We start from the raw sequence: 21695 nt of genomic DNA on the forward strand, positions 1-21695 counted from the left end.
AAACGAGCTATCTCGTTGCGGTGTTTTTCTAGCTATACTGTTGACTATCAGCAAGTCGTCGATCGGCGGCTATTTTCTTAGTTTTACCGATTGACGACTTACTAGTCAGAAATTACATCGCAAAAACCGTATTAGGGCTGTCCAAAGCCCTTTTTTTAGTCGTAAATTCACGGCTTCTAATCGTACCTGTGAGGAATTGAAATTTTTAACCATGGCCAGTACTGGGCTCGTGCCAGGTCTTCTAATCGTACCTGTGAGGAATTGAAATGGACTTATCCGCGATGGGCCATACTTGTCTGTACTAACTTCTAATCGTACCTGTGAGGAATTGAAATCCCATAATCTGGAAAAGTCCCCAGGAAACCGAGAGCACTTCTAATCGTACCTGTGAGGAATTGAAATTACTGGATTTGCCGATTTAATAATTTTTAGTCGCATGCTTCTAATCGTACCTGTGAGGAATTGAAATTTTGTAGCCAGGCGCCATACCCTACATCTGTCCCGGCTTCTAATCGTACCTGTGAGGAATTGAAATATGGTCGTCCCGTTTCGGGTAATCGTTAGCTTGTTCCTTCTAATCGTACCTGTGAGGAATTGAAATTTACAAACACAGAGGCAATCAGGATCACGACCGAATACTTCTACGATTAGAAGTAAGGAATCTTAAAAGTTAATCGCACTTGATAATCAGAATACAAATCGGCCTGAAACGTTTTATAAGAAGCAATTTCAGGAATTGTCGACCTAGTTGGGTAATTGTCCTTTTGAGGAGGGTTATCTTTACTGTCCGATTTGTAGACCGCTAATGACTTTTCTTCAGCAAACAGCTAAACGAGTTTTTGACCAGCATGGCCCTAGCCTGAGTGATGTTTGGGTAATTCTGCCCACACGTCGGGCCGTGTCGGTATTTCTGGACGACTTAGCTGCCCTTTCTGATCGACCTTTTTTGGCTCCTCATGCCCTGGCCGTCGATGATTTTATTACGCAGGCGGCTGGTGTACAATTAATTGACTCGGTTAGTTTGCTGTTTGAACTTTACGATGTTTTCAAGGAAATTGATCCACAAGTTGAGTTTGAACAGTTTATTGGCTGGGCGTCGGTGCTCCTGGCCGACTTTGATCGTATCGACCAATATCTGGTTAGTCCGACCGAACTCTTCAGCTACTTAACAGCAGCCAAAGCCCTCGAACGCTGGCAGGTCGATAGGCCCTCTTCGGCACAACCCATTACTGAAACTCCTGGCACAAGCCGCTATTTCAAACTCTTTGAGAATCTGCATACTGCTTATAATGCGTTGCATAAGCGCCTGACCGAACAGCGGTTAGCGTATCGCGGGATGGCTTACCGATTGCTGGCTCAGAACGTAGAGGTATTGATTCGGGATAATCTGGCCTATGAGCGCATCTACTTTGTGGGGTTCAATGCTCTTAGTCGTGCCGAAGAACAGATCATCCGTGTGTTGGTTGAGGCTCAGAAAGCCGAACTGATCTGGGATGCCGATCAATACTATATTCGGGATAAAGGGCAGGAGGCTGGTGAATTTCTACGCCGATACCGCGATAACGGCTGGTTTTTTTCGAAACAAAATCGGGAAGACCTCGCTCAATTATCCAATAATCTGCTGGGTACGGAAAAAAACATTCGCGTAGTCGGCGTGCCCAATGCCAGCATGCAGGCCAAAGTCGCCGGGAAGATTTACAGTGATTGGCAGAAGAGCGCGGAGCAAGGAGCGCGGAGCGAGCAACAAGCTGAAGTTACGGATGAGCAGTTCCCTGCTCCGCGCTCCCTGCCCCCTGCCTCGCAGCCCAAAACCGCTATCGTGCTGGCCGATGAAACGTTACTCATACCTGTTTTGTATGCGCTCGACGAAAACGTGACCGATCTGAACGTAACAATGGGTTTATCGCTACGATCGTCATTACTGTTTACGCTGGTCGATACGTTGTTTGAAATGCAGCGAACGGTACACGAATTTCGGACGAAAGATGGGCGAGACCTTAAGATTCCGAAATACCACCACCGTCATGTGGTGAAGGTGCTCAACCATCCGTTTGTGAAGCAATACGAGCGAATTAAGGGGCTTATGTGGCCGGGCGAAGCGTTGGAATCGGGCGAGGTTTTACCGCCTGAACCGCTGTTTCAATGGATTGCCAAAGTTATTGTAAAAGACCAGCGCGTTTACCTGACCGAAAAAGAAATGCGGGAGTTAGGGCAAGACGATCCACTGGTTCGGGTCTTGTTTTCGCGCTGGCCGAATGAGGCTCCCCTGAAAGCCATACAGACTTTTTATAGCTTGATCGAGCTGTTGCGCGATGTGTATCGAGTTAGTCAGGATGCCATTGAAATTGAATACCTCTATCTGTTTTTTACCCTGCTTAAGCAACTGGAAGCAACGCTGGAGGGTGTTCAGGAAGGGCGAAGCCCGGATCAGAGGGCGAAGAGCACGAGGCAGGGAGCAGGACGAAATGGATATAACGCCCAACTGACGCTCGACTTCACGGCCTTCGGTTCAGTACCCCATGCTCCCGGCTCCGCGCCCCCTGCCATTACCGTACGGAGTTTTCGACAGTTTTTGTACGAATTGATTCGGCAAACAAGTATTCCCTTCACGAGCGAAGGCAAGAGTCAATTGCAAATCATGGGGATGCTCGAAACGCGGGCGCTGGACTTCGATCGGGTCATTATACTATCGGTTAACGAAGGGGTGTTGCCGCAGTCGCGAAAGCTGAACTCGCTGATTCCGTTCGACATTGCTTCTGAGCTCCACTTGCCTACGTACCGGGAGCAGGAGGCCGTCATGGCCTATCACTTTTATCGATTGTTGCAGCGAGCCAACGAAATCGTCTTGCTCCACACCACATCGACCGATGCCTATGGGAACAGCAAAGGTGAACCGAGCCGATTTATTCGGCAGATTGAGCATGAGCTGGTACCCCGTTCAAAAGGCCTGATTCGGCTTAGTCATCCAACGGTTCGCCTGGGACGAAGCGGTACGAATACCGTAGCCGATTTGGCGGATCTCCGTGTGCCGAAAACCGAGGCTATTCGTGCTGAACTCATCAATACCTTAACCACGCGCGGATTGTATCCGTCTTATCTGAACCAGTTTGTGAGCTGTTCCATGCGCTTCTATTTCAGCCGGGTCGTCAATATTAGCGAAGAGGAAGATATCGAAGAAAAAATGGGAGCCGCCGAATTTGGGAGTTGGCTCCACATGGTGCTGGAACGACTGGATAAAGAATATCGCTTGCTGGAACGGCCCATTGATGAGGCAACGATCAAGAACCTCCTGGAAGAAGAGTTTGCGAAGTCGATGAAAGGGCGGGTTATTGAGTCAGGAATGAATCTGTTGCTGTACGAACTAGCGCAGAAACTCATGCTCGATTTTCAGCGGGAACAGAGCAAACTATCGGGGTTGACGGTGATCGGTACGGAGCAAACCCTCGAAACGCGCTTAACCGTGCCGCTTAATGGGGGAGGGGAAATTTCGGTGCGTATTGCGGGTAAAGTAGACCGGATCGAGAAATTCGGTGATCAAATCCGCATCGTCGATTATAAAACGGGCAGCGTTAAATTGCCCGAGAAGACACCGGCCGATTTAACGGAAAAATTGCTGAAAGACGGGGCTGAGGAGAAAATGAGGCAGCTCTGGATGTATCGATACCTGGCGCTCAAGAACATCAGCGAGTACGGCGGATTGCCGCGTGACAAAGCCAAACGAGATATTTTTCCGGCAAAAGGATTGCCTGTTGAAGCGGGTTTCTATTCGTTCCGGGATATCAATAGCGGCTTCAAAACCAACCCCGTCCGATTCGATACCAACGACGATCCTGAGCAGTATATCAAAGATTCGGAAGAGTTATTGCGCCAACTGATTCGCCAGTTACTCGACCCGGCAGAACCGTTCAAGAAAACCGATAAACTCGAAACCTGTCAATACTGCGATTTTAAAGGGATTTGTGGGCGGTAGGATGGCACGCTGATGACGCTGATTTTCTAAGATTCACGCGGATAAAAATCGTATTTAATCTTAATGAATCAGCGTCATCAGCGTTCTATCTTTTACAACGCCAACTCTTTCTCCGTCACGATCGTGAGGACTTCCGGGTCTTTCAGGCGCACCGCCAGCCCCAGCGTTTTCGGCACTTCATAGTGGAAGAAAAACTTCATCGTGTGAATTTTGCCTTCGTAGAAAGACTGCTCGTCGCCTTGTGGGTTTTGGGTAAGTAGTGTTTGTTTCGCTACTACTGCTTGCTTGAGCCACTGCCACGCAACCACAACGATGCCAAATAATTCCAGGAACAAAGTAGCGTCGGAGAGGTATCGTTCAATGTCTCCCTGTTGAGCAAAGGGCAGCAGGCTGGCCAACACCTCCTGAATGAGCTTAAGTTCAGCGCTAAGCTGATCGGCATAGGGCTTGAGGTCGTCGTGCGTGCTGGCTTCTGCAATGGTTTTACTGATTTCAGCGAATAGCAACTGAGGAGCCTTGCCGCCTTTCATGGTTATTTTACGCCCTAGCAGGTCCTGCGCCTGAATCCCCGTTGTGCCTTCGTAAATGGGCGTAATCCGTATATCGCGGTAGAGTTGCTCAACCGGGAAATCTTCCGTAAAGCCGTATCCCCCAAAGGTTTGAACACTCTGACTGACCGACTGAACCCCCATTTCAGATGGGTACGATTTAGCCACGGGCATCAGCAAATCGAGCAGCAAAAAGGCGTTTTCTTTTTCTTCTCCTTCGGCAACTTCACTGATGTCGTAGAGACGTGCTGCTTCGAGAAGTAATGACAGGGAACCCTCCGTTACGGCTTTCTGAAACAACAGCATGCGCCGAACGTCAGGGTGATTGATAATGGGCGTTTGGGGTGAATCCAGCAGGTTTTTCTGGTTCAATCGCCGACTCTGTGGACGCTCTTTGGCATATTCGAGGGCGGCATAGTAAGCCGCTGTTGAAATAGCCGCAGCCGTCATCCCAACGCCAATGCGGGCCTCGTTCATCATCTGGAACATATAAGGCAAGCCCTGATGTGGTTGCCCTACGAGGTAACCGATTGTATTGTCGTTAGACCCCATTGTGAGGTGCATGGCCGGAACACCTTTCTGCCCCATTTTATGGTATACACCCGTCGACGTCACATCATTATCGACAAAATTCCCCTGACCATCTGGCCGGTATTTAGGAACAACAAACAACGAAATACCCTTGGTGCCTTTAGGGGCTCCGTCAATACGGGCCAGCATCAGGTGAATAATATTCTCGGCCGCATCGTGATCACCCGCCGAGATAAACACTTTTTGTCCCTGAATTTTATAGCTTCCGTCGGGCAGGGGTGTAGCCGAAGTCGTTACGTCGGAAAGCGACGAACCTGCCTGCGGTTCCGTAAGCGCCATCGTACCCTGCCAGGTACCGGCCAGCAGATTGGGTACGTAGGCTTCGTTGAGTTCAGGCGAGCCAAAAGACGTAATCAGGTGAGCGGCCCCAGAGGTAAGTCCGGTGTACATCATGCCGTTGTTGGCCGCCATAATAATGAAGCCCACGCATGAACTGATCATTTCGGGAAGTTGCTGGCCACCATGCTCAAACGAGAAACCTGCGCCAATTAAGCCCGCTTCGCCCATTGCTTTCAGGTACTCTTTGATCTTTGGGTGAACCGTTACCTGCCCGTTTTTGAGTTCAGGCTGATTTCGGTCAACCTCCTTCAAGTACGGGTGCATAAGTGTATCGGCGATGTAGGTTGCCGAGTCGATGACCAGGTTAAAGGTTTCGCGGTCGTGAGCGCTGAAATAATCGTATTTGGTCAGCTCTTCGGCCTTGAAAACTTCATGGAGCAGAAAGTGCAGATTGCGTTTGCTGAAATAGGTCGTTGCCATGAGGGCATTCGGGTTAAAATAGGTAAACTAATTCTATGGTAAGCGGGCTAAAAATACCACCTTTGGCGCACTATTTGTACAACGATTCCCAAACTATCATTTACTCTACGCCGTTAGTATACGGTGATCAATCAAATTAATTGTCAAACATGAAAAACCTGATTGCAGTGTTCGTTCTTTTGCTGACGATGACTCCGTTGGTAAAAGCACAGGAAAAAGCTCCAGCGAGCCCGAAGGTAACGGTCGCAAGTCCGGATAAGAGTATTTCAGTTGTGTATGGTCAGCCTTCCAAGAAAGGTCGGGTTATTTTTGGGCCGGAAGGGTCGAGCAGCCTGGAGAAATACGGTAAGGTGTGGCGTACAGGTGCTAACAACGCTACCGAAGTGACGTTCAAAAACGACGTTATGTTTGGTGGCAAAATGGTGAAAGCCGGAACGTATACGCTGTTCACCATTCCAGGAGAAAAAGAATGGAGCGTAATTTTGAATAGCACACTGGGTCAGTGGGGTGCTTATGACTACGAAAAAATTAAAGGTACTGATGTCGCTATCGTTAAAGTGCCTGTTTCTATGAATAAGACACCCATCGAAAAGTTGACCATCACCCCCGCCAATAGCAGCATTGCCATTGCCTGGGATAACATGACAATTTCGGTGCCTGTTACCAAACACGGTTAAGCTAAACGGCTTATTTGGGCAGGGAATTTATGGAACAAGCAGTTACAACGCTCAGCCAAAAGGTTGGGCGTTGCTGTTTTAGAGCGCCTTATTCGCTGCCATTTCTGGTTAAAACTGAAAATTTTAATGCGGGCGATTTGAAGAAAATAGCCTTACAATAGATTATCTGATAATTTAATCAACCATTAATGAAAAATTAGGCGATAAGTAGTTAGCAAACAAACGTTTATCGCGTTATTTGTGGAGTACCTAGCCAATATCCGATGATGAAACGCTACTTGCTGTATGTGCTGTTTGGCTTAGCCGTATTGCCTGCCTTTGGTCAGGGCGTTACGGACTACTATCGGGTATCCGATAATAGCCAGCAATATAACCGCCTGCTAACTCGTTATGGTGGGCCTCAAATTCGCGATCGTTGGTATGTAGCACTCGATGGTTTCGTCAGAACGGATCGCGCCCAACTCGATAATTCCATAAATGGTCTGGTTGAAAGTACGCTCGTTGGCAAAGTTGGCTGGGGCGTTGTGCTTGGCTGGTCGTATCGTGAACGTTGGATGGTAGAAGGAGGATACGCCCGGATGCCTATTCACACTCAATTAGCGATTAACAACACCAGCCCACCCTTGTCATTACGGGCTACCAACGATCGAAACGCCTTTATTCTACGAGGTAAACGGCTTCTTCTCTCAACAAGTAAACCCTGGTTACGGTCGGGCTTTTGGGTCAGTGGCGGTATGTGGGCGATTCCGAACAGCGGTCAGGAAGAAAACCGGGTTTCTGTAAATGGTTACCGCTATCAGGGCCGTTGGGAAACTCCCGAATATTTCCGTTTGACTAGTGAATCGCGCAATAGCTCACAAATGACAGCTTTAGCTGAATTGGGCGTTGAATACAATGTTCGGCTAAGCAATGCGCTTGATTTAGGTATTTCGGCTCGTAAACTCTGGGGGCTTGGCAGCGCTGTTACCACCGATGTGACATACACGGCTAATCGTATGGCTTCGCAACAGGCACAGCTTTTGGGAGCGGGTACGGGTATGAGCTACGGCCTAACGCTTCGTTACTCCTATGCTGCCCGACGCCATCAGTCGAATGTGCTGGAAATCCAGGGTAAAAGTCGTTTAGGAAAAAACTGATTAGTTACAATAAACCTTAAGGCAGTAGGCGGCTTGAATGGCCGCCTTTTTTGTGCGTATCCAATACGAGTATACATAACGCTCATTCAACCTCTGAATACCCATGAATCGATTGACCTGCTTTTTCTTCGCGCTAAGTTTTATACTAACGCAAACTTCCTTTGCCGATGTGCGACTGCCGAAGGTTTTTGGCTCGCATATGGTGCTACAACGTCGTAAACCAGTACCTGTGTGGGGTTGGGCAGATCCCGGCGAGAAAGTAACTGTAACGCTGAATGCGCAGGTCAAAACCATAAAAGCAGACAAAGATGGGAAATGGCGTGTTGCATTGGACCCAATGGAAGCGGGTGGGCCTTATCAGTTATCGGTAAAAGGAAAGAAAAATACCGTTACGTTCGACGATGTATTGACCGGTGAAGTTTGGGTATGCTCCGGGCAATCAAACATGGAGTACCAATTGCGCTCGGCTGCGAATGCCAAAACCGAAATTTCGCTGGCCAACTACCCAACTATTCGGCAGTTGTTAGTTAAAAAGGACATTAGCTTAACACCTAAAGATGACATCGAAGGCGACTGGGCGGTATGTACTCCCGAAACGGCTCCAAACTTTACAGCGGTCGGGTATTTCTTTGCCAAACAACTTCAGAAGGAATTAAACGTACCCATTGGCCTGATCAATACCTCCTGGGGTGGTACTCATTCCGAAACCTGGACGAGTCGCGAAGCCATGAATCAGAATGATGAGCTGCGACCAGTGGCCAATAAACTCCCCGGTTCTTACGAAGAGGTGATGAAAAGTGGTCAGGAACGCACGCAATTATTGATTAAAAACCAACAAGGAAGCTTGCCCAACAGTGCTGAAGAATGGACGTGGTCGGCGGCTGATCTCGATGATAGTCACTGGAAGTCGATGACCATGCCGAGCGACTGGGAGTGGAGAGGCTTGCCAACGCTGGATGGCGTGGTCTGGCTTCGTCAGGAAGTGATGATCCCAGAAGGGAAAAAATTACAGAAGATGGTCCTGCACATGGGGTCAGTCGACGATCAGGATTCAACGTTCGTAAATGGTAAGCTTGTCGGCAATAAAAAAGGCGGAGGGAATCGCGACTATCCGTTGCCCGATGACTTGTTGAAACCGGGTCGGAATGTGATTGCTGTTCGTGTAACGGATACGGGTGGGGCAGGTGGCCTAATGGGAACGCTAGCCGATTTTCATATTTCGGGCGATAATATCGATATTCCCCTGACGGGACAATGGAAATACCGGATCGCTACTGTTTTTGCTTCGTCTTATAAGCCAGGGCCTAATACCTACGCCACGCAATTGTTTAATGCCATGCTGAACCCACTGATTCCGTATGCGATAGAAGGGGTTATCTGGTATCAGGGTGAGTCGAATGCAGGTCGGGCCTATCAGTATCGAAAAACGTTTCCATTGATGATTCAGGATTGGCGGAAACATTGGGGCTACGATTTCCCTTTTCTGTTTGTTCAGTTGGCCAGCTTCAATTCGGCCAATGGTGATAGCCGACGCGGAAGTACCTGGGGTGAACTGCGGGAGGCTCAGACGATGACCCTGCAATTGCCCAATACCGGTATGGCCGTTACGTCAGATATTGGTGAACGATCAGATATTCACCCAAAAAATAAAGAAGACGTGGGCAAGCGCTTAGCCGCCGAAGCCATGCGCATAGCCTACCAAAAACCAGGCGTCAGCGCCGGGCCTCAATTCGAGAAAATGACCGTTGACGGAAATCGGGCTATACTAACCTTTACAAGCGTAGGAAGTGGTTTGTCTGTGAAAGATAAATATGGATATTTAAAAGGCTTTGAAGTGGCGGGTGCCGATCATAAGTTTTATTTTGCCAAGGCTGAAGTTCAGGGTAATACAGTAGTTGTTCATGCCGATTCGGTAAGTGCTCCGGTAGCTGTACATTACGGATGGGCTGATGATAATGGCGAAGTAAATTTGTATAATCGGGAGGGATTTCCAGCTGTTCCTTTTCGTACCGATACCTGGAAAGGAATCACCGAAGCTGTTAAATTTGGTGAACAGTAATACGGACACATGCAAAAGCGATTCTATCTCTATCTGGTTAGTCTACTGCTAGTCACAGGAGGCTATGTACAGGCGCAACTGAGTATAACTTCTTCGGGGTCGAATACAAATCAGGCTATTCGATTATATGACCCACTCCTAACGCGCTATTCCAACATAGAAGGATCGCCCTATGTGCCGTCAGACTCCGTGCAGCAGGGATGGCTGGTGATCAACAATAAGCGAACGCCAACCAAGATACGGTACAATAGTCAGACTGGAGAAGTTGAATACATACAGGATAATAAAGTGGTAACGCCAATCAATCCGGTTACCGAATTTGCTATTCTGGCTCCTGATACGCTTTTGTTTCGAAAAGGGTTTCCGGCAATCGGTCTGTGGACGCCCAATGAATTTTACCAGTTGCTGTATAATGGGCGTAAGGCTAAATTAGTGAAGCATATCCGATCTGATATTAAAGCGAATACAGATCAGATGCAGAACGATTATGGTAAAGAGCGATTTCGGAAACAGGAAGACTATTATGTCTGGATGGCAGCCGTAAAACCACCCGCCGAGAATTATTTTGAGAAATTGTCTGATGGAGAAATGAAGTCGGTGGTAGCCAGTAAAAAGGCGCTGGTGAGCTTGTTCCCGCAGCAATCGGATCAGATCGATCGGTATTTGATGGAGAAAAAACTCAAACTCAAATCCTGGGCTGATTTTGCAAGTGTGTTGCGGTTTTTAGATATGCTTTAATCATAACCGCATGGGCGGCCCCGCAGGATTTTTTTGATTTGACTGATCGACTATGATTTTTATTATTAGGCATTCGCCTAACGCGTTTAAATTTTCTAGATTTCATTCAAACTGAATAGTTTTTGTCATTTCGACGCAGGAGAAATCTCAAACCTACCTACTAATCGAGCTTGAGATTTCTCCTGCGTCGAAATGACAAAAAAGCAACCTAATTTTCATTTTATAAGGGAAGTATAAACAGCTTCAAAATTAAAGTCGATCAGTTAAATCAAAAAAAAACGGTTATGCCTAATCAATTTTTTGCTGGACTCGTTACGCTAGTATTACTAACTGGAACATTCGCTCAGGCTCAGGTTGATTATAGTAGTGCTCAGAATGTCCGAATTTCGGCACCAGCATTTACCAACTATCATGGGGTAGAAGGTTCGCCTTATATACCGAGCGATACAGTAAAGAACGGCTGGATAATGTTGGGTAATAAGCGAGTACCTGCTAAACTACGCTACAATACCCAAACCGGTGAGGTAGAATATGTGCAGGGCGATCGCATTCTGGCACCCGTTAATCAGGTGTCTGATTTTGTGATTCTGGCTCCCGATACGTTGCATTTTCAAAAAGGCTTTCCGGCTGTTGGCACACGCTCTGCCACAGATTTTTACCAGATACTTTTTGAAGGACGAAAGACGAAACTTGTCCGATACATCTATGCGAATGTTAAAAGCAATACAGACGCGATGTCTATTGATTACGGACAAAAAAAATATAGTAAACGGGAGGAGTATTATGTCTGGCTTCCGAAGGGGCCACCAGCCGCTGAAAGCTATTTCCTGAAAGTAACGGATGGTGAGCTGAAACCCGTTACGGCCAACAAAAAGACATTAATCAATCTGTTTCCCCAGCAAGCCGATCAGATCGACAAATACATAGCCGACCAAAAACTCAAACTCAAATCCTGGGCCGAATTTGCCAGTGTGCTGCAATGGGTAGATGCGCATTAATCTGAACCAAGATTTTAACAAGATTTAAAGGATTTGCACGATATCACTTATAATCCTGCAAATCCTTTAAATCTTGTTAAAATCCCGGTCAGAGATCCTCAAGCCGTTCCAGCATCAGAATGGAACCCTGTGGCACAATGACATATTTTTCACCTTCATATTCCAGGTCAATGGCATTACGTTGTAGGTAAAGAGCTACATCGCCTTCCTGAGCCTGAAGTGGCATATATTTCACTTTTTCTTCGGTTTCTTTCCAGGGTTCGTCTTCCATAGGCGATGGAATCGGATAGCCCGGTCCAACTTTAATAACGTGGCCAGCCTGGACCTGTTCTTTTTCCTGTACAGTCGGGGGTAAGTACAATCCGCTCAATGTGCGGTCGGTGGGGTCTTTGGGCTTTATCAACACCCGGTCGCCTACAACAATCAGGCGTTTGAGTTTATTATCGGCAGTAATCCCAATCATAATAGTGTCAGTCAATAGTCGAAAGTCGTTCGTCAAAAATCGGGCGAGTTAACGATTCAGGTCAAATTGTCATAGCTTGTTGGCCATTACTGACTGCCAGTTTTTGATTACCGACTAAACTACGGTACTGGATCATAGCCATGACCGCCCCAGGGATGACAACGACTGATCCGCTTCAAGCCCATCCAACCACCCCGAATGGCGCCATGTTTGCCAATCGCTTCAATGGTGTATTGCGAACAGGTAGGCGTGTAACGACAGGCGTTTGGAAAGTAAGGTGACACAATGGCTTGATAAACCTTGACCAGCCCAATAAGAATTGATTTCATCATACACGCATAAACAGCAAAACCGACAAAAACTTTCCCGCAATATGTATCTTTGCCAATCATCGTTATCCCGTTCAATGTTTCATGTTCAATGTTCAATGTTGCAGATGAGTAATTGACCTGGAAACCTTGAACATGAAACCTTGAACTTTGAACTGTTTTTCTATGCTTCAATACATTATTTGGGAAGTTAATCCCGAAATTTTTCACATTGGCTCGTTTTCGGTGCGTTGGTATGGGCTACTGTTTGCACTGGGGTTCCTGATTGGCATGCAGATTATGGGCTACATTTTCAAAAAAGAAGATAAGCCGGTTGCCGATACCGATACATTGCTGATTTATATGGTAGTCTCCACCATTTTAGGGGCCCGGATTGGCCATTTCCTTTTTTATGAACCCGAAGTGCTATTACATAATCCTCTAACGGTCATTACTCCCCCATTTGCCGGATTGGCCAGTCACGGGGCAACCATTGGGATTCTGACAGGGCTGTGGCTCTATTCGCGCCGGAAAGAAAGTTTGCGGACAAACCAGACCTTTCTGTGGGTGACCGACCGAATCGTTATTGTAGTGGCATTGGCAGGAGCCTGCATCCGGTTCGGTAATCTGATGAACTCCGAGATTGTTGGGCGGCCAACCGATGTGCCCTGGGCGTTTGTGTTCATGAATAACAACGAGTACGCGAAAATCCCTCGTCACCCCGCCCAATTGTACGAATCGCTGTCGTGTCTGGTGTTATTCTTCATTCTGCTTTGGTTCTGGAATCGCAAAAAAGAGCTAACCCCGCGCGGTAGTATGTTGGGTATATTTCTGATCTGGGTCTTTGGACTCCGCTTCTTTTACGAATACCTGAAAGAAAATCAGGTTCCGTTTGAAGATAGTCTGCCATTAAACGTAGGTCAGCTTCTGAGTATTCCAGCCGTACTGATGGGCGTTTACTTCATAGTTCGGAGTTACCGAAGTCCGGTTGTCATACCCGCTCGAGACGAACCGAAAGAAATCGAATCCTAGCCATTTAGGGTTTTTGTAGAGACAAAAGCCGATTCTTATAGAAATCCTATAAGAATCGGCTTTTCTGTTGATTGTTGGGTAAGTTGCTAATAGATAGTTGAATAGCTGGGTTGATGCTAATGGTTTGTCTTATTTTTTGTCATTCCGATGAAGGAGGAATCTTAAAATCCCCAAGCATACGGGTGAGGATACGTTAAGATTCCTCCTTTGTTGGAATGACAAAAACCTGCTATGAGAACTCAGAAAATGCTGTATTTTTGATGGTAACTTATACCAACTCTACACTTCATCTGTGAGCCTATCTTATTTCGTTTCGCCCAGAAACCTGTTTATTCTTGGTACACTTCTGAGTACTCACCTGTCACATGCGCAGGTTCCCGGTCGGCAAATGCACTGGACTGCTAATGGAAATGCGTATGTTACCAGTACGCAGGGAGACCTTGTCCAGACCGACATTCGGACAGGGAATAAAGCCGTATTAATTCCACAGGATAAATTACGGGTACCCGGAAGTGGGCAGCGCATGGCGATTTCTGATTTTGTATTTACCCCCGATAGCGCCAATGTGTTGATTTTTACGAATACAGCCCGTGTCTGGCGCTACAACACCCGTGGTGATTATTATCTGATTAATCGTTCATCGGGGCAGGTTCGACAAGTAGGTAAGGACCGACCTTCGCAGTCATTAATGTTCGCTAAGTTATCGCCCAATGGCAAAGCCGTAGCCTATGTCAGCGAACACAACCTGTTTGTAGAAGATGTGGCAACAGGTCAGGTAACCCAACTAACAACGGACGGCACTCGGAAACGCATCAATGGAACGTTCGACTGGGTGTACGAAGAAGAATTTGGTTGTCGGGATGGATTTCGCTGGAGCCCTGACAGCAAACAAATTGCTTATTGGCAGGTAGATGCGACCAAAATTCGGGATTACCTGATGTTGAACACCACCGATTCGGTATACTCTCACGTTATACCAGTTGAGTACCCGAAAGTAGGCGAGGCTCCATCGCCGACCCGCATTGGCGTTGTGGCAGCAACAGGAGGGGCTACGACTTGGTTAGCCATTCCGGGCGATCCGCAACAGCACTATCTGAACCGGATGGATTGGATACCTAACAGCGCGAGCCTGTTCATCCAGCAACTGAATCGGAAGCAGAACGAAAGTAAATTGTTCGTATGTACGCCCGCTACCCAATCGATTACGCCGATTTATACCGAAACCGATAAAGCCTGGGTCGATGTCAGAGAACGAAACAATACCGATCCTAATGGTGGAGAATGGCTTAATGGCGGAAAATCCTTCGTGTGGGTTTCTGAAAAAGATGGCTGGCGGCACATTTATCGGGTGACGACCGACGGAAAAAGCGAAATCCTGCTAACACCCGGCTCGTATGATATTGAATCGATTAGCCATATTGACGAGGCCACTGGACAGATTTATTTTATTGCATCGCCCCAGAATACAAACCAGCGTTACCTGTTCCGAACCCGGCTAGATGGCAAAGGAAAGGCAGAGCGACTAACCCCGGCTGGTTTGGACGGTACGCACAGTTACGTGATTTCGCCCAATGGGAAGCTGGCACAGCATTCGTTCATGAATTATCAGACACCACCCGTTCAGGAGTGGATAACCCTGCCCGATCATAAGCCAGTCAACGCGTCGGAAAGTATTTCGACACGGATGAAACCCGTTTCAAAATCCAACGTTAGTTTCTTCAAGGTTACGACCGATGACGGCATTACGGTGGATGGCTGGATGGCGAAACCCGTAAACTTCGATAGTACCAAAAAGTATCCGATTGTTTTTTACGTCTACGGTGAACCCGCTTCCAGTACAGTCAATGACGTATTTTCGGTTGGCCAGAACCGGTTGTTTCAGGGCGATATGGCTAATGCTGGCTACCTCTACGTAGCGCTTGACAACCGGGGAACACCTAACCTGAAAGGAGCCGCCTGGCGTAAGTCGATTTATCGGCAAATAGGCCGGATTAATGTCCGCGATCAGGCGATGGCGGCCAGAAAACTGTTTTCGCAACATGCCTATATCGATACCAGCCGCGTGGCCGTTTGGGGTTGGAGTGGGGGAGGTTCAACAACCTTGCACCTACTGTTTCAATATCCAGAAATTTACAAGACAGGCATTTCGATAGCAGCAGTTGGCAATCAGTTATTTTACGACAATATTTACCAGGAACGCTACATGGGGTTGCCGCAGGAAAATCGGGAGGATTTCGTGGCCGGATCGCCAGTGACGTACGCGAAAAATTTACGGGGGAATCTCCTTTACATCCACGGTACGGGCGACGATAACGTGCATTATGACAATGCGGAATTGCTGATCAATGAGTTGGTTAAATACAACAAGCAATTTCAGGTAATGCCTTATCCAAATCGGTCGCACGGAATTTCGGAGGGAGAAGGAACGCAACAGCACCTGAGAACGCTCTACACAAACTATTTACGGACTCACTGCCCACCCGGACCACGGTAAAAGTAGCCTGGACGGCCACGTCCGGGTGAACAATAGCGCTTACTTTATACCCGGACGTGGCCGCCGGTCTGCCGTACCACCAAGCTACAATCCATTGCACTATGCCGATTAAGGTGATAATAATCCGATTGTTGACCATAAGCCTGTTTCTTTTGCCCGGTCTGGCTTCTGCACAGCGCTACCAATTTACGCACGACGACACGTTACGAGGTTCCATAACCCCTGAACGATCCTGGTGGGACCTAACATTTTATCACCTCAAGGTGCGCGTTCAACCTACCGACAGTACCCTCAAAGGCTCTACTGAAATTCGGTATCGGGTCCTGAAATCAAGCCAGATAATGCAGGTCGATTTACAACGACCACTACAAGTTGAGCGTGTAGAGCAGGACGGACAACCGCTCAAATTCCGGCGGGATGGCAACGCATTTTTCGTAACATTGGCGAAAAAGCAGCAACCTGGTCAGAACGAATCCGTAACGGTTTATTATGCCGGGAAACCCAAAGTAGCTAAGCGCCCGCCCTGGGATGGCGGCATGGTGTGGTCGCACGATAAGGAAGGTAACTGGTTTATTGCCACGGCTTGTCAGGGATTGGGGGCTAGTGTCTGGTGGCCCTGCAAAGACCATATGTACGATGAGCCTGATTCGATGGCAATCAGTGTAACGGTTCCCGAAGATTTGATGGATGTATCGAACGGCCGCTTGGTCAAAACGACAACAAATCCAGACCATACCCGAACCTTCGACTGGTATGTTAAGAACCCGATCAACAACTACGGTGTCAACCTGAACATTGCCCGCTATGTCCATTGGGACGAAACCTATCCGGGAGAAAAAGGCGCCCTTTCGCTAAACTATTACGCCTTGCCCGAGCATGCCGATTCTGCCAAACATCAGTTTCGGCAGGTGCCCAAAATGCTCAAAGCGTTTGAATACTGGTTTGGCCCGTATCCGTTTTATGAAGATGGCTATAAGCTCGTTGAAACGCCTTATTTGGGTATGGAACACCAGAGTTCAGTAACCTATGGCAACCGTTTCCGAAATGGTTATCTGGGCCGGGATCTCTCGCGTACGGGTTGGGGGTTGCTCTGGGATTTTATCATCGTTCATGAATCGGGCCACGAGTGGTTTGCCAACAACATTACCTATAAAGACGTAGCCGATATGTGGATTCACGAGAGTTTTACCAACTACTCGGAATGCCTATTTACAGAGTACTACTATGGCAAAGATGCCGGAGCGACCTACGTAATTGGCTGTCGGGCCAACATCCGCAACGATAAGCCGATTATTGGGATCTACAACGTAAACCACGAAGGGTCAAGCGATATGTATTACAAAGGGGGCAATATGCTGCATACCATTCGGCAGCTAGTTGGCAATGATGCCAAGTGGCACCAATTGTTGCGGGATATGAACAAAACCTTCTATCACCAGACCGTTACGACCGCACAAATTGAACAATACATGGCGCAGCAAACGGGTGTCAATCTGAAACCTGTGTTCGATCAATATTTGCGCGACGTTCGGATTCCGGTGCTTGAATACCGGTTGGTTGGGTCAGACGTCCAGTATCGTTGGAGCCAGTGTGTAGCCGGATTTGCGATGCCCGTGAAAATCTGTCTGGGCGAATCAGGCCCACTAAAACAAATTCAACCGACTTCGCAGTGGAAAACAATGCCTGCCAATGGTACCAAAACACTCACTGTCGATGCGAACTACTATGTTCTTTGCCAGCGAGTTAGCGAGTAAATAAAACGACCGATTTACGTTTACTCAAAAGAATTGCTATCCTATTGGAGGAAAATGTAGCTTGCCTGTAATTAACCTTTACCCCATTCTTATCTAATTAAAACGACTATGCGAACGAATCTAAACTGGCTTTGGGCCGGCTTACTCCCCGTGATGTTATTGGCTGGCTGCGGAAGTAAGGAAGAAGAGGAAGAAAAAGAGAAAAAAGACGAAGAAAGTGTATCGACACTCGGCGCGGTGAGTGCTTTGAAAGAAATGGCAAGTCAGGCCGAGGAATTGGGGAAAAAAGGACCCGTTGAAACAGTCGACTTTCGTAAGCTCAAAGAACTATTGCCGGCCGATGCCGACGGACTGGCTCGTAAAGAAGCAACAGGTGAGAAAAATGGAACAGCGGGTTTCACGGTCTCAACCGCAACGGGTAAATATGGCAACGACGACAATAGCGAGAGTATTGAACTGTCTATAATTGATGGGGGCGGCTCTGCTATGATGATCGGCCTGGCGGCCTGGTCGATGCTTGAGATTGACAAAGAAACCGAAAACGGCTATGAAAAAACCACGAAAATGGGCGATAACAAAGCGTATGAAAAATACGACAACGCTAGTAAAGATGGTGAAATAAACGTGCTGGTTAACAAGCGATTCATTGTGTCGGCCAAAGGTCGAGGTGTTAGCATGGACAAAATCAAAGCCGCCCTCGAAGACGTCGATTTGGACAAATTGGCGGACTTGAAGTAAGATTTGTAAAGTCAAAAAATGGCCAGGGGTTGTCAAGTATAGCATCAAAAACAATTGCTGACTCTACTTGACAACCCCTGACCATTTTTGTGAATTAGGCTATAACTACGGCTGATCAGGTGGATTTATACCAAGCACGGTCTGTATAATGTCATCTATAGTGTAAAACAGATGAATATCTGCCTGCGCCTTGAACACATCGACAAGAGTATATCCCCAGGCAACTGCACCGAATGCCATACCGGCTCCTTTAGCGGCTTCGCCATCTCTAACTTCATCTCCCACACACAGAACATCATTGGACTTAACACCACAAGTTGTCATAGCCTTTCTGAATTTATGCTGTTTTCCAAAAAGAGAGCTACCACAGCCGTAATACGTGATGAGCGCTGCATTTTCAGGACCAAGCACCTGGCGGATGTTTTCTTCCGAATTAGAGCTGACTATGGCCAATTGAATCCCCTGATCCGATAGCGATTTTAATAAATCGGGAATGCCTGCGAACAACTGGATTTGCTCAATATCATTGGCCATCCGACGAATAAATGCATTGGCAATAATTGGTATTTTCCAGGCTGGCAATTGGGCATTTTTCATCAATTGACGAGCCCCCATTCCCCGTATATGATCGAGTCGTTCGAGATTGATGGGTGGAAAATTATACGTCTCGGCTAGCGTATTTATTATGGTTAGAAAATAGGGAAAGGAATCGGCGAGTGTACCGTCAAAATCGAAAATAACCAGTTTGTACTTCATCGTGAACGGTGAATAAAGCAGATAGCTTTTTATTCAAAATCAGCGTAAAGGACTTTTCGGTCTACTTTATCCGGCAGTGGTCCTTGTCGGGTTAACTTCATTTTGGCTAAAGCTGCCCCTGCATGGGCACAATTGCCGGGAGCATAACCATCTAAATAGGCTGTAAGAAAACCTGCCCAATACGCATCACCAGCACCGGTAACGTCTACCACATCAATCTTTTTGCCGGGGATTCGTGCTTGTTTGGCTCCGCCATCATACGAAACCAGACTTCCATTAGGGCCAAGGGTTAGGCAAATGGTCGTTGCCCCCATTTGATGAAAATCGCTCAGAATCCGTTCGGGAGTTTGTGGAGAACCATAGAGCCGTTCGGCATCATCCTCACTCACTTTTACCATCGCACCCGCAGCAAAATAATCGGTCAACACCCGCCAGGCCTGATCGCGATCTGGCCAGATTGTAGGAGCGTAGTTGGCATCGATCGTAACCTGACAACCAGCCGCTTTTGCCCGACGGGCTGCGTCGATAATGGTATCCTGGGCCGGTTGCTGGCTCAGGGCAAAGCAGGTCGTATGAAATAGTTGCGTCTGAGCCAGTAACGAATCAGGTAATTGTTCGGGCTTTAGCTGACAGTCGGCATGGCGGTAGGCCACAAAATCGGGCGTACCAGCCGTGCGTGATACAAGTACAATGGTTGTTGGTTCGAATGGGTCCGATGTAATGTATTGGGTATCGACACCCGATTCTTCAATTTGTCGAACCAGATACTTGCCAATATTATCATTGCCAACGCAGGATACCAAGGCAACTTTACCGCCTAAACGAGCCATGTTGGTTGCCATGTTGGCCGGGCTTCCACCCTGATACCGCCTGAAATCCTGTGCATCAAGTAAACTACTCGACACATGGTGGCCAATCAAATCGGCTAGTAATTCGCCAACCGAAAGGAGGGCGTACGGGCGGGGTGAATTTGTCATGAATTGAACTGCTCTTCTGATTAATTTTCAACTTAGGTGATTAAGAGCGGAAAACTAATCAGAAGAATAAAAAGAGCAAATAGATTAGGTTTTAATTTCAACCAAGTTCAACCGGGATGGTAGGCTCGTTGGTCTTTTTGACTTCTTTTACCAGAAAGCAAGACGCGGCTGCCAACAACAGACAAATACCCACTAGCACAAGTGCGTTGCGAGGATCGTCGCCCAACAAAGGTTTGTAATAAAGTGGTACGGTAAGCATCCCAATAAACTGGGGTACACAAATAAAACCGTTGAAAATACCCATGTAAACACCCATTCGCTCTTTGGGGACCGCACTGGCCAGTAGCAGATAAGGCATCGACATGATAGAACCCCAGGCAAGGCCAATGATCGTCATGCCAATGAGATAGACCATTTTATCATTGGAGGTGAGCGTCAGAAAGAACCCCATTGACCCAATGGTAAGGAACAGGGCGTGAGTAGCCCGTGCACTACCGATAGCTTTGGCAATGCGCGGAATAAAGACCGAGATAACAGCACAGGAGATGCTAAACATAGCAAAGCAAAGCCCTCCCCACTTGGTGCCTTCTTCAAAACCAGCCTTGTTCGAGATCGTATCAGGCGCATTGAACGCATATTTGGCTGCTGCTAGTGATAGATACTGCCACATGAGCGGTAACCCGTACCAGGTGAAAAATTTGACCCACCAAAGCTGTTTCATTACAGTGGGCATGGCCGAAAGCGAAGCCAGTATTTCCTTGAAAATCGGCAACATCAGCACCAGATAACTACCGGCCAATACGCCAGCTCCCCACAGCAAACCTGTTACCCAACCACCTATACGCGCAGCAAAAAAGAACGCCAGAATAGCACCACCCAGTGCTAACGCCAGATGCCAGAACGCAATCGACTTTTTTTCTTCATCTGTAAAAACGTGCGGCTCTTTGTAGCTTTCGTTGACAGGGGGATATTCTTTAGTCGTGCGGATTGTCCAGAGCACGGAGAGTACAACAGCAGCAGCCCCAATATAGAACGGATAACGCACAGAGTTTGGAATCCCATTCGCCAACTGATCGTCCGACATGACCATCGATATACCCAGAAGGGGCAACAGATACGGCATTAAATTGGCTAAGGTTTGCCCGAACCCAACCATAAATGATTGGACGGCAAAACCCGTAGGCCGTTGTTTATCATTGAGCATGTCGCCCACAAATGCCCGAAAAGGCTCCATTGCCGAATTAAGCCCTGCATCTAGCATCCACATTAACCCGGCTGCCATCCAGACGTATGACGAATTGGGCATGAATATCATGGCAATACTACCCGCTAAGGCACCAGCCAGAATAAACGGTTTCCGACGACCCCAGCGTGGTGACCAACTGCGATCTGAAACGGCCCCAATAATTGGCTGGAGCAATAATCCCGTGAGTGGCCCAGCGAGCCAAAGACCCGGAATAGAGGCTTCATCGGCACCCAGGTAGCGATAAATGGGACTCATATTGGCCTGTTGTAGACCAAAGCCATATTGAATTCCTAAAAACCCAAAACTCATATTCCAGATTTGCCAGAAGCTTAAACTAGGCTTGGCTGTGGTGGAGGTTTTCTGAACACTTCCCGTTTGCATGGATTGTCGTATATTTAAACAGTCATCATAGGTTCCTACTGAGTAGTCAACAATAATACGTACTGATTTG

The 21695-nt window shown here is 47.5% G+C and carries 16 protein-coding genes and 1 CRISPR repeat array; of the genes, 10 read left to right on the plus strand and 6 right to left on the minus strand.

Translation table 11 applies throughout. The features are described 5' to 3' along the window. Positions 1-173: 173 nt before the first annotated feature. A CRISPR array of direct repeats spans positions 174-601; the repeat unit is 30 nt; unit sequence CTTCTAATCGTACCTGTGAGGAATTGAAAT. A gap of 204 nt (positions 602-805) precedes the next feature. Then, on the plus strand, positions 806-3970 hold the full coding sequence (locus ACYVGR_RS06455) for a PD-(D/E)XK nuclease family protein (RefSeq protein WP_460954749.1): 3165 nt from the start codon (positions 806-808) through the stop codon (positions 3968-3970). Positions 3971-4062: 92 nt separating this feature from the next. Here the strand turns inward: ACYVGR_RS06455 and ACYVGR_RS06460 are convergent, their stop codons facing one another. Then, the gene (locus tag ACYVGR_RS06460) at positions 4063-5868 is read right to left on the minus strand and encodes an acyl-CoA dehydrogenase (protein ID WP_460954751.1); all 1806 of its coding nucleotides are present in this window, start codon (positions 5866-5868) and stop codon (positions 4063-4065) included. 149 nt (positions 5869-6017) lie between these two features. Between ACYVGR_RS06460 and ACYVGR_RS06465 the strand changes: the two genes are divergently transcribed. The 5 genes from ACYVGR_RS06465 to ACYVGR_RS06485 all read left to right on the plus strand — a co-directional run bounded on the left by ACYVGR_RS06465 (position 6018) and on the right by ACYVGR_RS06485 (position 11476). Next, positions 6018-6545 (plus strand): DUF2911 domain-containing protein, encoded by a 528-nt coding sequence (locus tag ACYVGR_RS06465; protein ID WP_460954753.1) that lies wholly within the window; start codon positions 6018-6020, stop codon positions 6543-6545. A 263-nt stretch (positions 6546-6808) separates the two neighbouring features. Beyond that, the gene (locus ACYVGR_RS06470) at positions 6809-7681 is read left to right on the plus strand and encodes a hypothetical protein (RefSeq protein WP_460954755.1); all 873 of its coding nucleotides are present in this window, start codon (positions 6809-6811) and stop codon (positions 7679-7681) included. Between the two features lie 103 nt (positions 7682-7784). Continuing rightward, positions 7785-9740, plus strand: a complete 1956-nt coding sequence (locus tag ACYVGR_RS06475; protein WP_460954757.1) for a sialate O-acetylesterase — start codon at positions 7785-7787, stop codon at positions 9738-9740. Between the two features lie 9 nt (positions 9741-9749). Then, the gene (locus ACYVGR_RS06480; RefSeq protein WP_460954759.1) at positions 9750-10478 is read left to right on the plus strand and encodes a hypothetical protein; all 729 of its coding nucleotides are present in this window, start codon (positions 9750-9752) and stop codon (positions 10476-10478) included. Between the two features lie 284 nt (positions 10479-10762). Further along, the gene (locus tag ACYVGR_RS06485) at positions 10763-11476 is read left to right on the plus strand and encodes a hypothetical protein (protein ID WP_460954761.1); all 714 of its coding nucleotides are present in this window, start codon (positions 10763-10765) and stop codon (positions 11474-11476) included. Between the two features lie 88 nt (positions 11477-11564). Here ACYVGR_RS06485 and ACYVGR_RS06490 read toward each other — a convergent pair whose 3' ends face one another. Both ACYVGR_RS06490 and yidD read right to left on the minus strand, forming a co-directional pair. Next, positions 11565-11939: a co-chaperone GroES gene (locus tag ACYVGR_RS06490; protein ID WP_182463647.1), complete on the minus strand. Its 375-nt coding sequence runs from the start codon at positions 11937-11939 to the stop codon at positions 11565-11567. 119 nt (positions 11940-12058) lie between these two features. Continuing rightward, positions 12059-12268, minus strand: a complete 210-nt coding sequence (gene yidD / locus ACYVGR_RS06495; RefSeq protein WP_182464367.1) for a membrane protein insertion efficiency factor YidD — start codon at positions 12266-12268, stop codon at positions 12059-12061. 165 nt (positions 12269-12433) lie between these two features. On the opposite strand from yidD, the gene lgt reads away from it, so the two are divergent. The 4 genes from lgt to ACYVGR_RS06515 all read left to right on the plus strand — a co-directional run bounded on the left by lgt (position 12434) and on the right by ACYVGR_RS06515 (position 18265). Then, entirely contained in the window at positions 12434-13279 is an 846-nt protein-coding gene (lgt, locus tag ACYVGR_RS06500) for a prolipoprotein diacylglyceryl transferase (protein WP_182463646.1), read from the plus strand. Positions 13280-13667: 388 nt separating this feature from the next. Next, positions 13668-15773 (plus strand): S9 family peptidase, encoded by a 2106-nt coding sequence (locus tag ACYVGR_RS06505; RefSeq protein ID WP_460956066.1) that lies wholly within the window; start codon positions 13668-13670, stop codon positions 15771-15773. A 101-nt stretch (positions 15774-15874) separates the two neighbouring features. Further along, positions 15875-17527: a M1 family metallopeptidase gene (locus ACYVGR_RS06510; RefSeq protein ID WP_460954764.1), complete on the plus strand. Its 1653-nt coding sequence runs from the start codon at positions 15875-15877 to the stop codon at positions 17525-17527. Between the two features lie 108 nt (positions 17528-17635). After that, positions 17636-18265: a transposase gene (locus ACYVGR_RS06515; protein WP_460954766.1), complete on the plus strand. Its 630-nt coding sequence runs from the start codon at positions 17636-17638 to the stop codon at positions 18263-18265. A 105-nt stretch (positions 18266-18370) separates the two neighbouring features. Here the strand turns inward: ACYVGR_RS06515 and ACYVGR_RS06520 are convergent, their stop codons facing one another. The 3 genes from ACYVGR_RS06520 to ACYVGR_RS06530 all read right to left on the minus strand — a co-directional run bounded on the left by ACYVGR_RS06520 (position 18371) and on the right by ACYVGR_RS06530 (position 21625). Further along, positions 18371-19021, minus strand: coding sequence for an HAD hydrolase-like protein (locus ACYVGR_RS06520; RefSeq protein WP_460954768.1), 651 nt, complete (start codon positions 19019-19021; stop codon positions 18371-18373). A gap of 29 nt (positions 19022-19050) precedes the next feature. After that, positions 19051-19998 carry a carbohydrate kinase family protein gene (locus ACYVGR_RS06525; protein WP_460954770.1) on the minus strand — a complete coding sequence of 316 codons (948 nt, stop codon included), beginning with the start codon at positions 19996-19998 and terminating at the stop codon, positions 19051-19053. 97 nt (positions 19999-20095) lie between these two features. Next, complete coding sequence (locus ACYVGR_RS06530; protein ID WP_460954772.1) at positions 20096-21625, minus strand: MFS transporter; 1530 nt, start codon at positions 21623-21625, stop codon at positions 20096-20098. Between the last annotated feature and the right edge of the window lie 70 nt (positions 21626-21695).

Source organism: Spirosoma litoris (genome assembly GCF_054776755.1).

Coding starts and splice junctions, on each gene's coding strand:
- ACYVGR_RS06455 (WP_460954749.1), top strand. CDS start 806: ATGACTTTTCTTCAGCAAACAGCTAAACGAGTTTTTGACCAGCATGGC.
- ACYVGR_RS06460 (WP_460954751.1), bottom strand. CDS start 5,868: ATGGCAACGACCTATTTCAGCAAACGCAATCTGCACTTTCTGCTCCAT.
- ACYVGR_RS06465 (WP_460954753.1), top strand. CDS start 6,018: ATGAAAAACCTGATTGCAGTGTTCGTTCTTTTGCTGACGATGACTCCG.
- ACYVGR_RS06470 (WP_460954755.1), top strand. CDS start 6,809: ATGATGAAACGCTACTTGCTGTATGTGCTGTTTGGCTTAGCCGTATTG.
- ACYVGR_RS06475 (WP_460954757.1), top strand. CDS start 7,785: ATGAATCGATTGACCTGCTTTTTCTTCGCGCTAAGTTTTATACTAACG.
- ACYVGR_RS06480 (WP_460954759.1), top strand. CDS start 9,750: ATGCAAAAGCGATTCTATCTCTATCTGGTTAGTCTACTGCTAGTCACA.
- ACYVGR_RS06485 (WP_460954761.1), top strand. CDS start 10,763: ATGCCTAATCAATTTTTTGCTGGACTCGTTACGCTAGTATTACTAACT.
- ACYVGR_RS06490 (WP_182463647.1), bottom strand. CDS start 11,939: ATGATTGGGATTACTGCCGATAATAAACTCAAACGCCTGATTGTTGTA.
- yidD (WP_182464367.1), bottom strand. CDS start 12,268: ATGAAATCAATTCTTATTGGGCTGGTCAAGGTTTATCAAGCCATTGTG.
- lgt (WP_182463646.1), top strand. CDS start 12,434: ATGCTTCAATACATTATTTGGGAAGTTAATCCCGAAATTTTTCACATT.
- ACYVGR_RS06505 (WP_460956066.1), top strand. CDS start 13,668: ATGCACTGGACTGCTAATGGAAATGCGTATGTTACCAGTACGCAGGGA.
- ACYVGR_RS06510 (WP_460954764.1), top strand. CDS start 15,875: ATGCCGATTAAGGTGATAATAATCCGATTGTTGACCATAAGCCTGTTT.
- ACYVGR_RS06515 (WP_460954766.1), top strand. CDS start 17,636: ATGCGAACGAATCTAAACTGGCTTTGGGCCGGCTTACTCCCCGTGATG.
- ACYVGR_RS06520 (WP_460954768.1), bottom strand. CDS start 19,021: ATGAAGTACAAACTGGTTATTTTCGATTTTGACGGTACACTCGCCGAT.
- ACYVGR_RS06525 (WP_460954770.1), bottom strand. CDS start 19,998: ATGACAAATTCACCCCGCCCGTACGCCCTCCTTTCGGTTGGCGAATTA.
- ACYVGR_RS06530 (WP_460954772.1), bottom strand. CDS start 21,625: ATGCAAACGGGAAGTGTTCAGAAAACCTCCACCACAGCCAAGCCTAGT.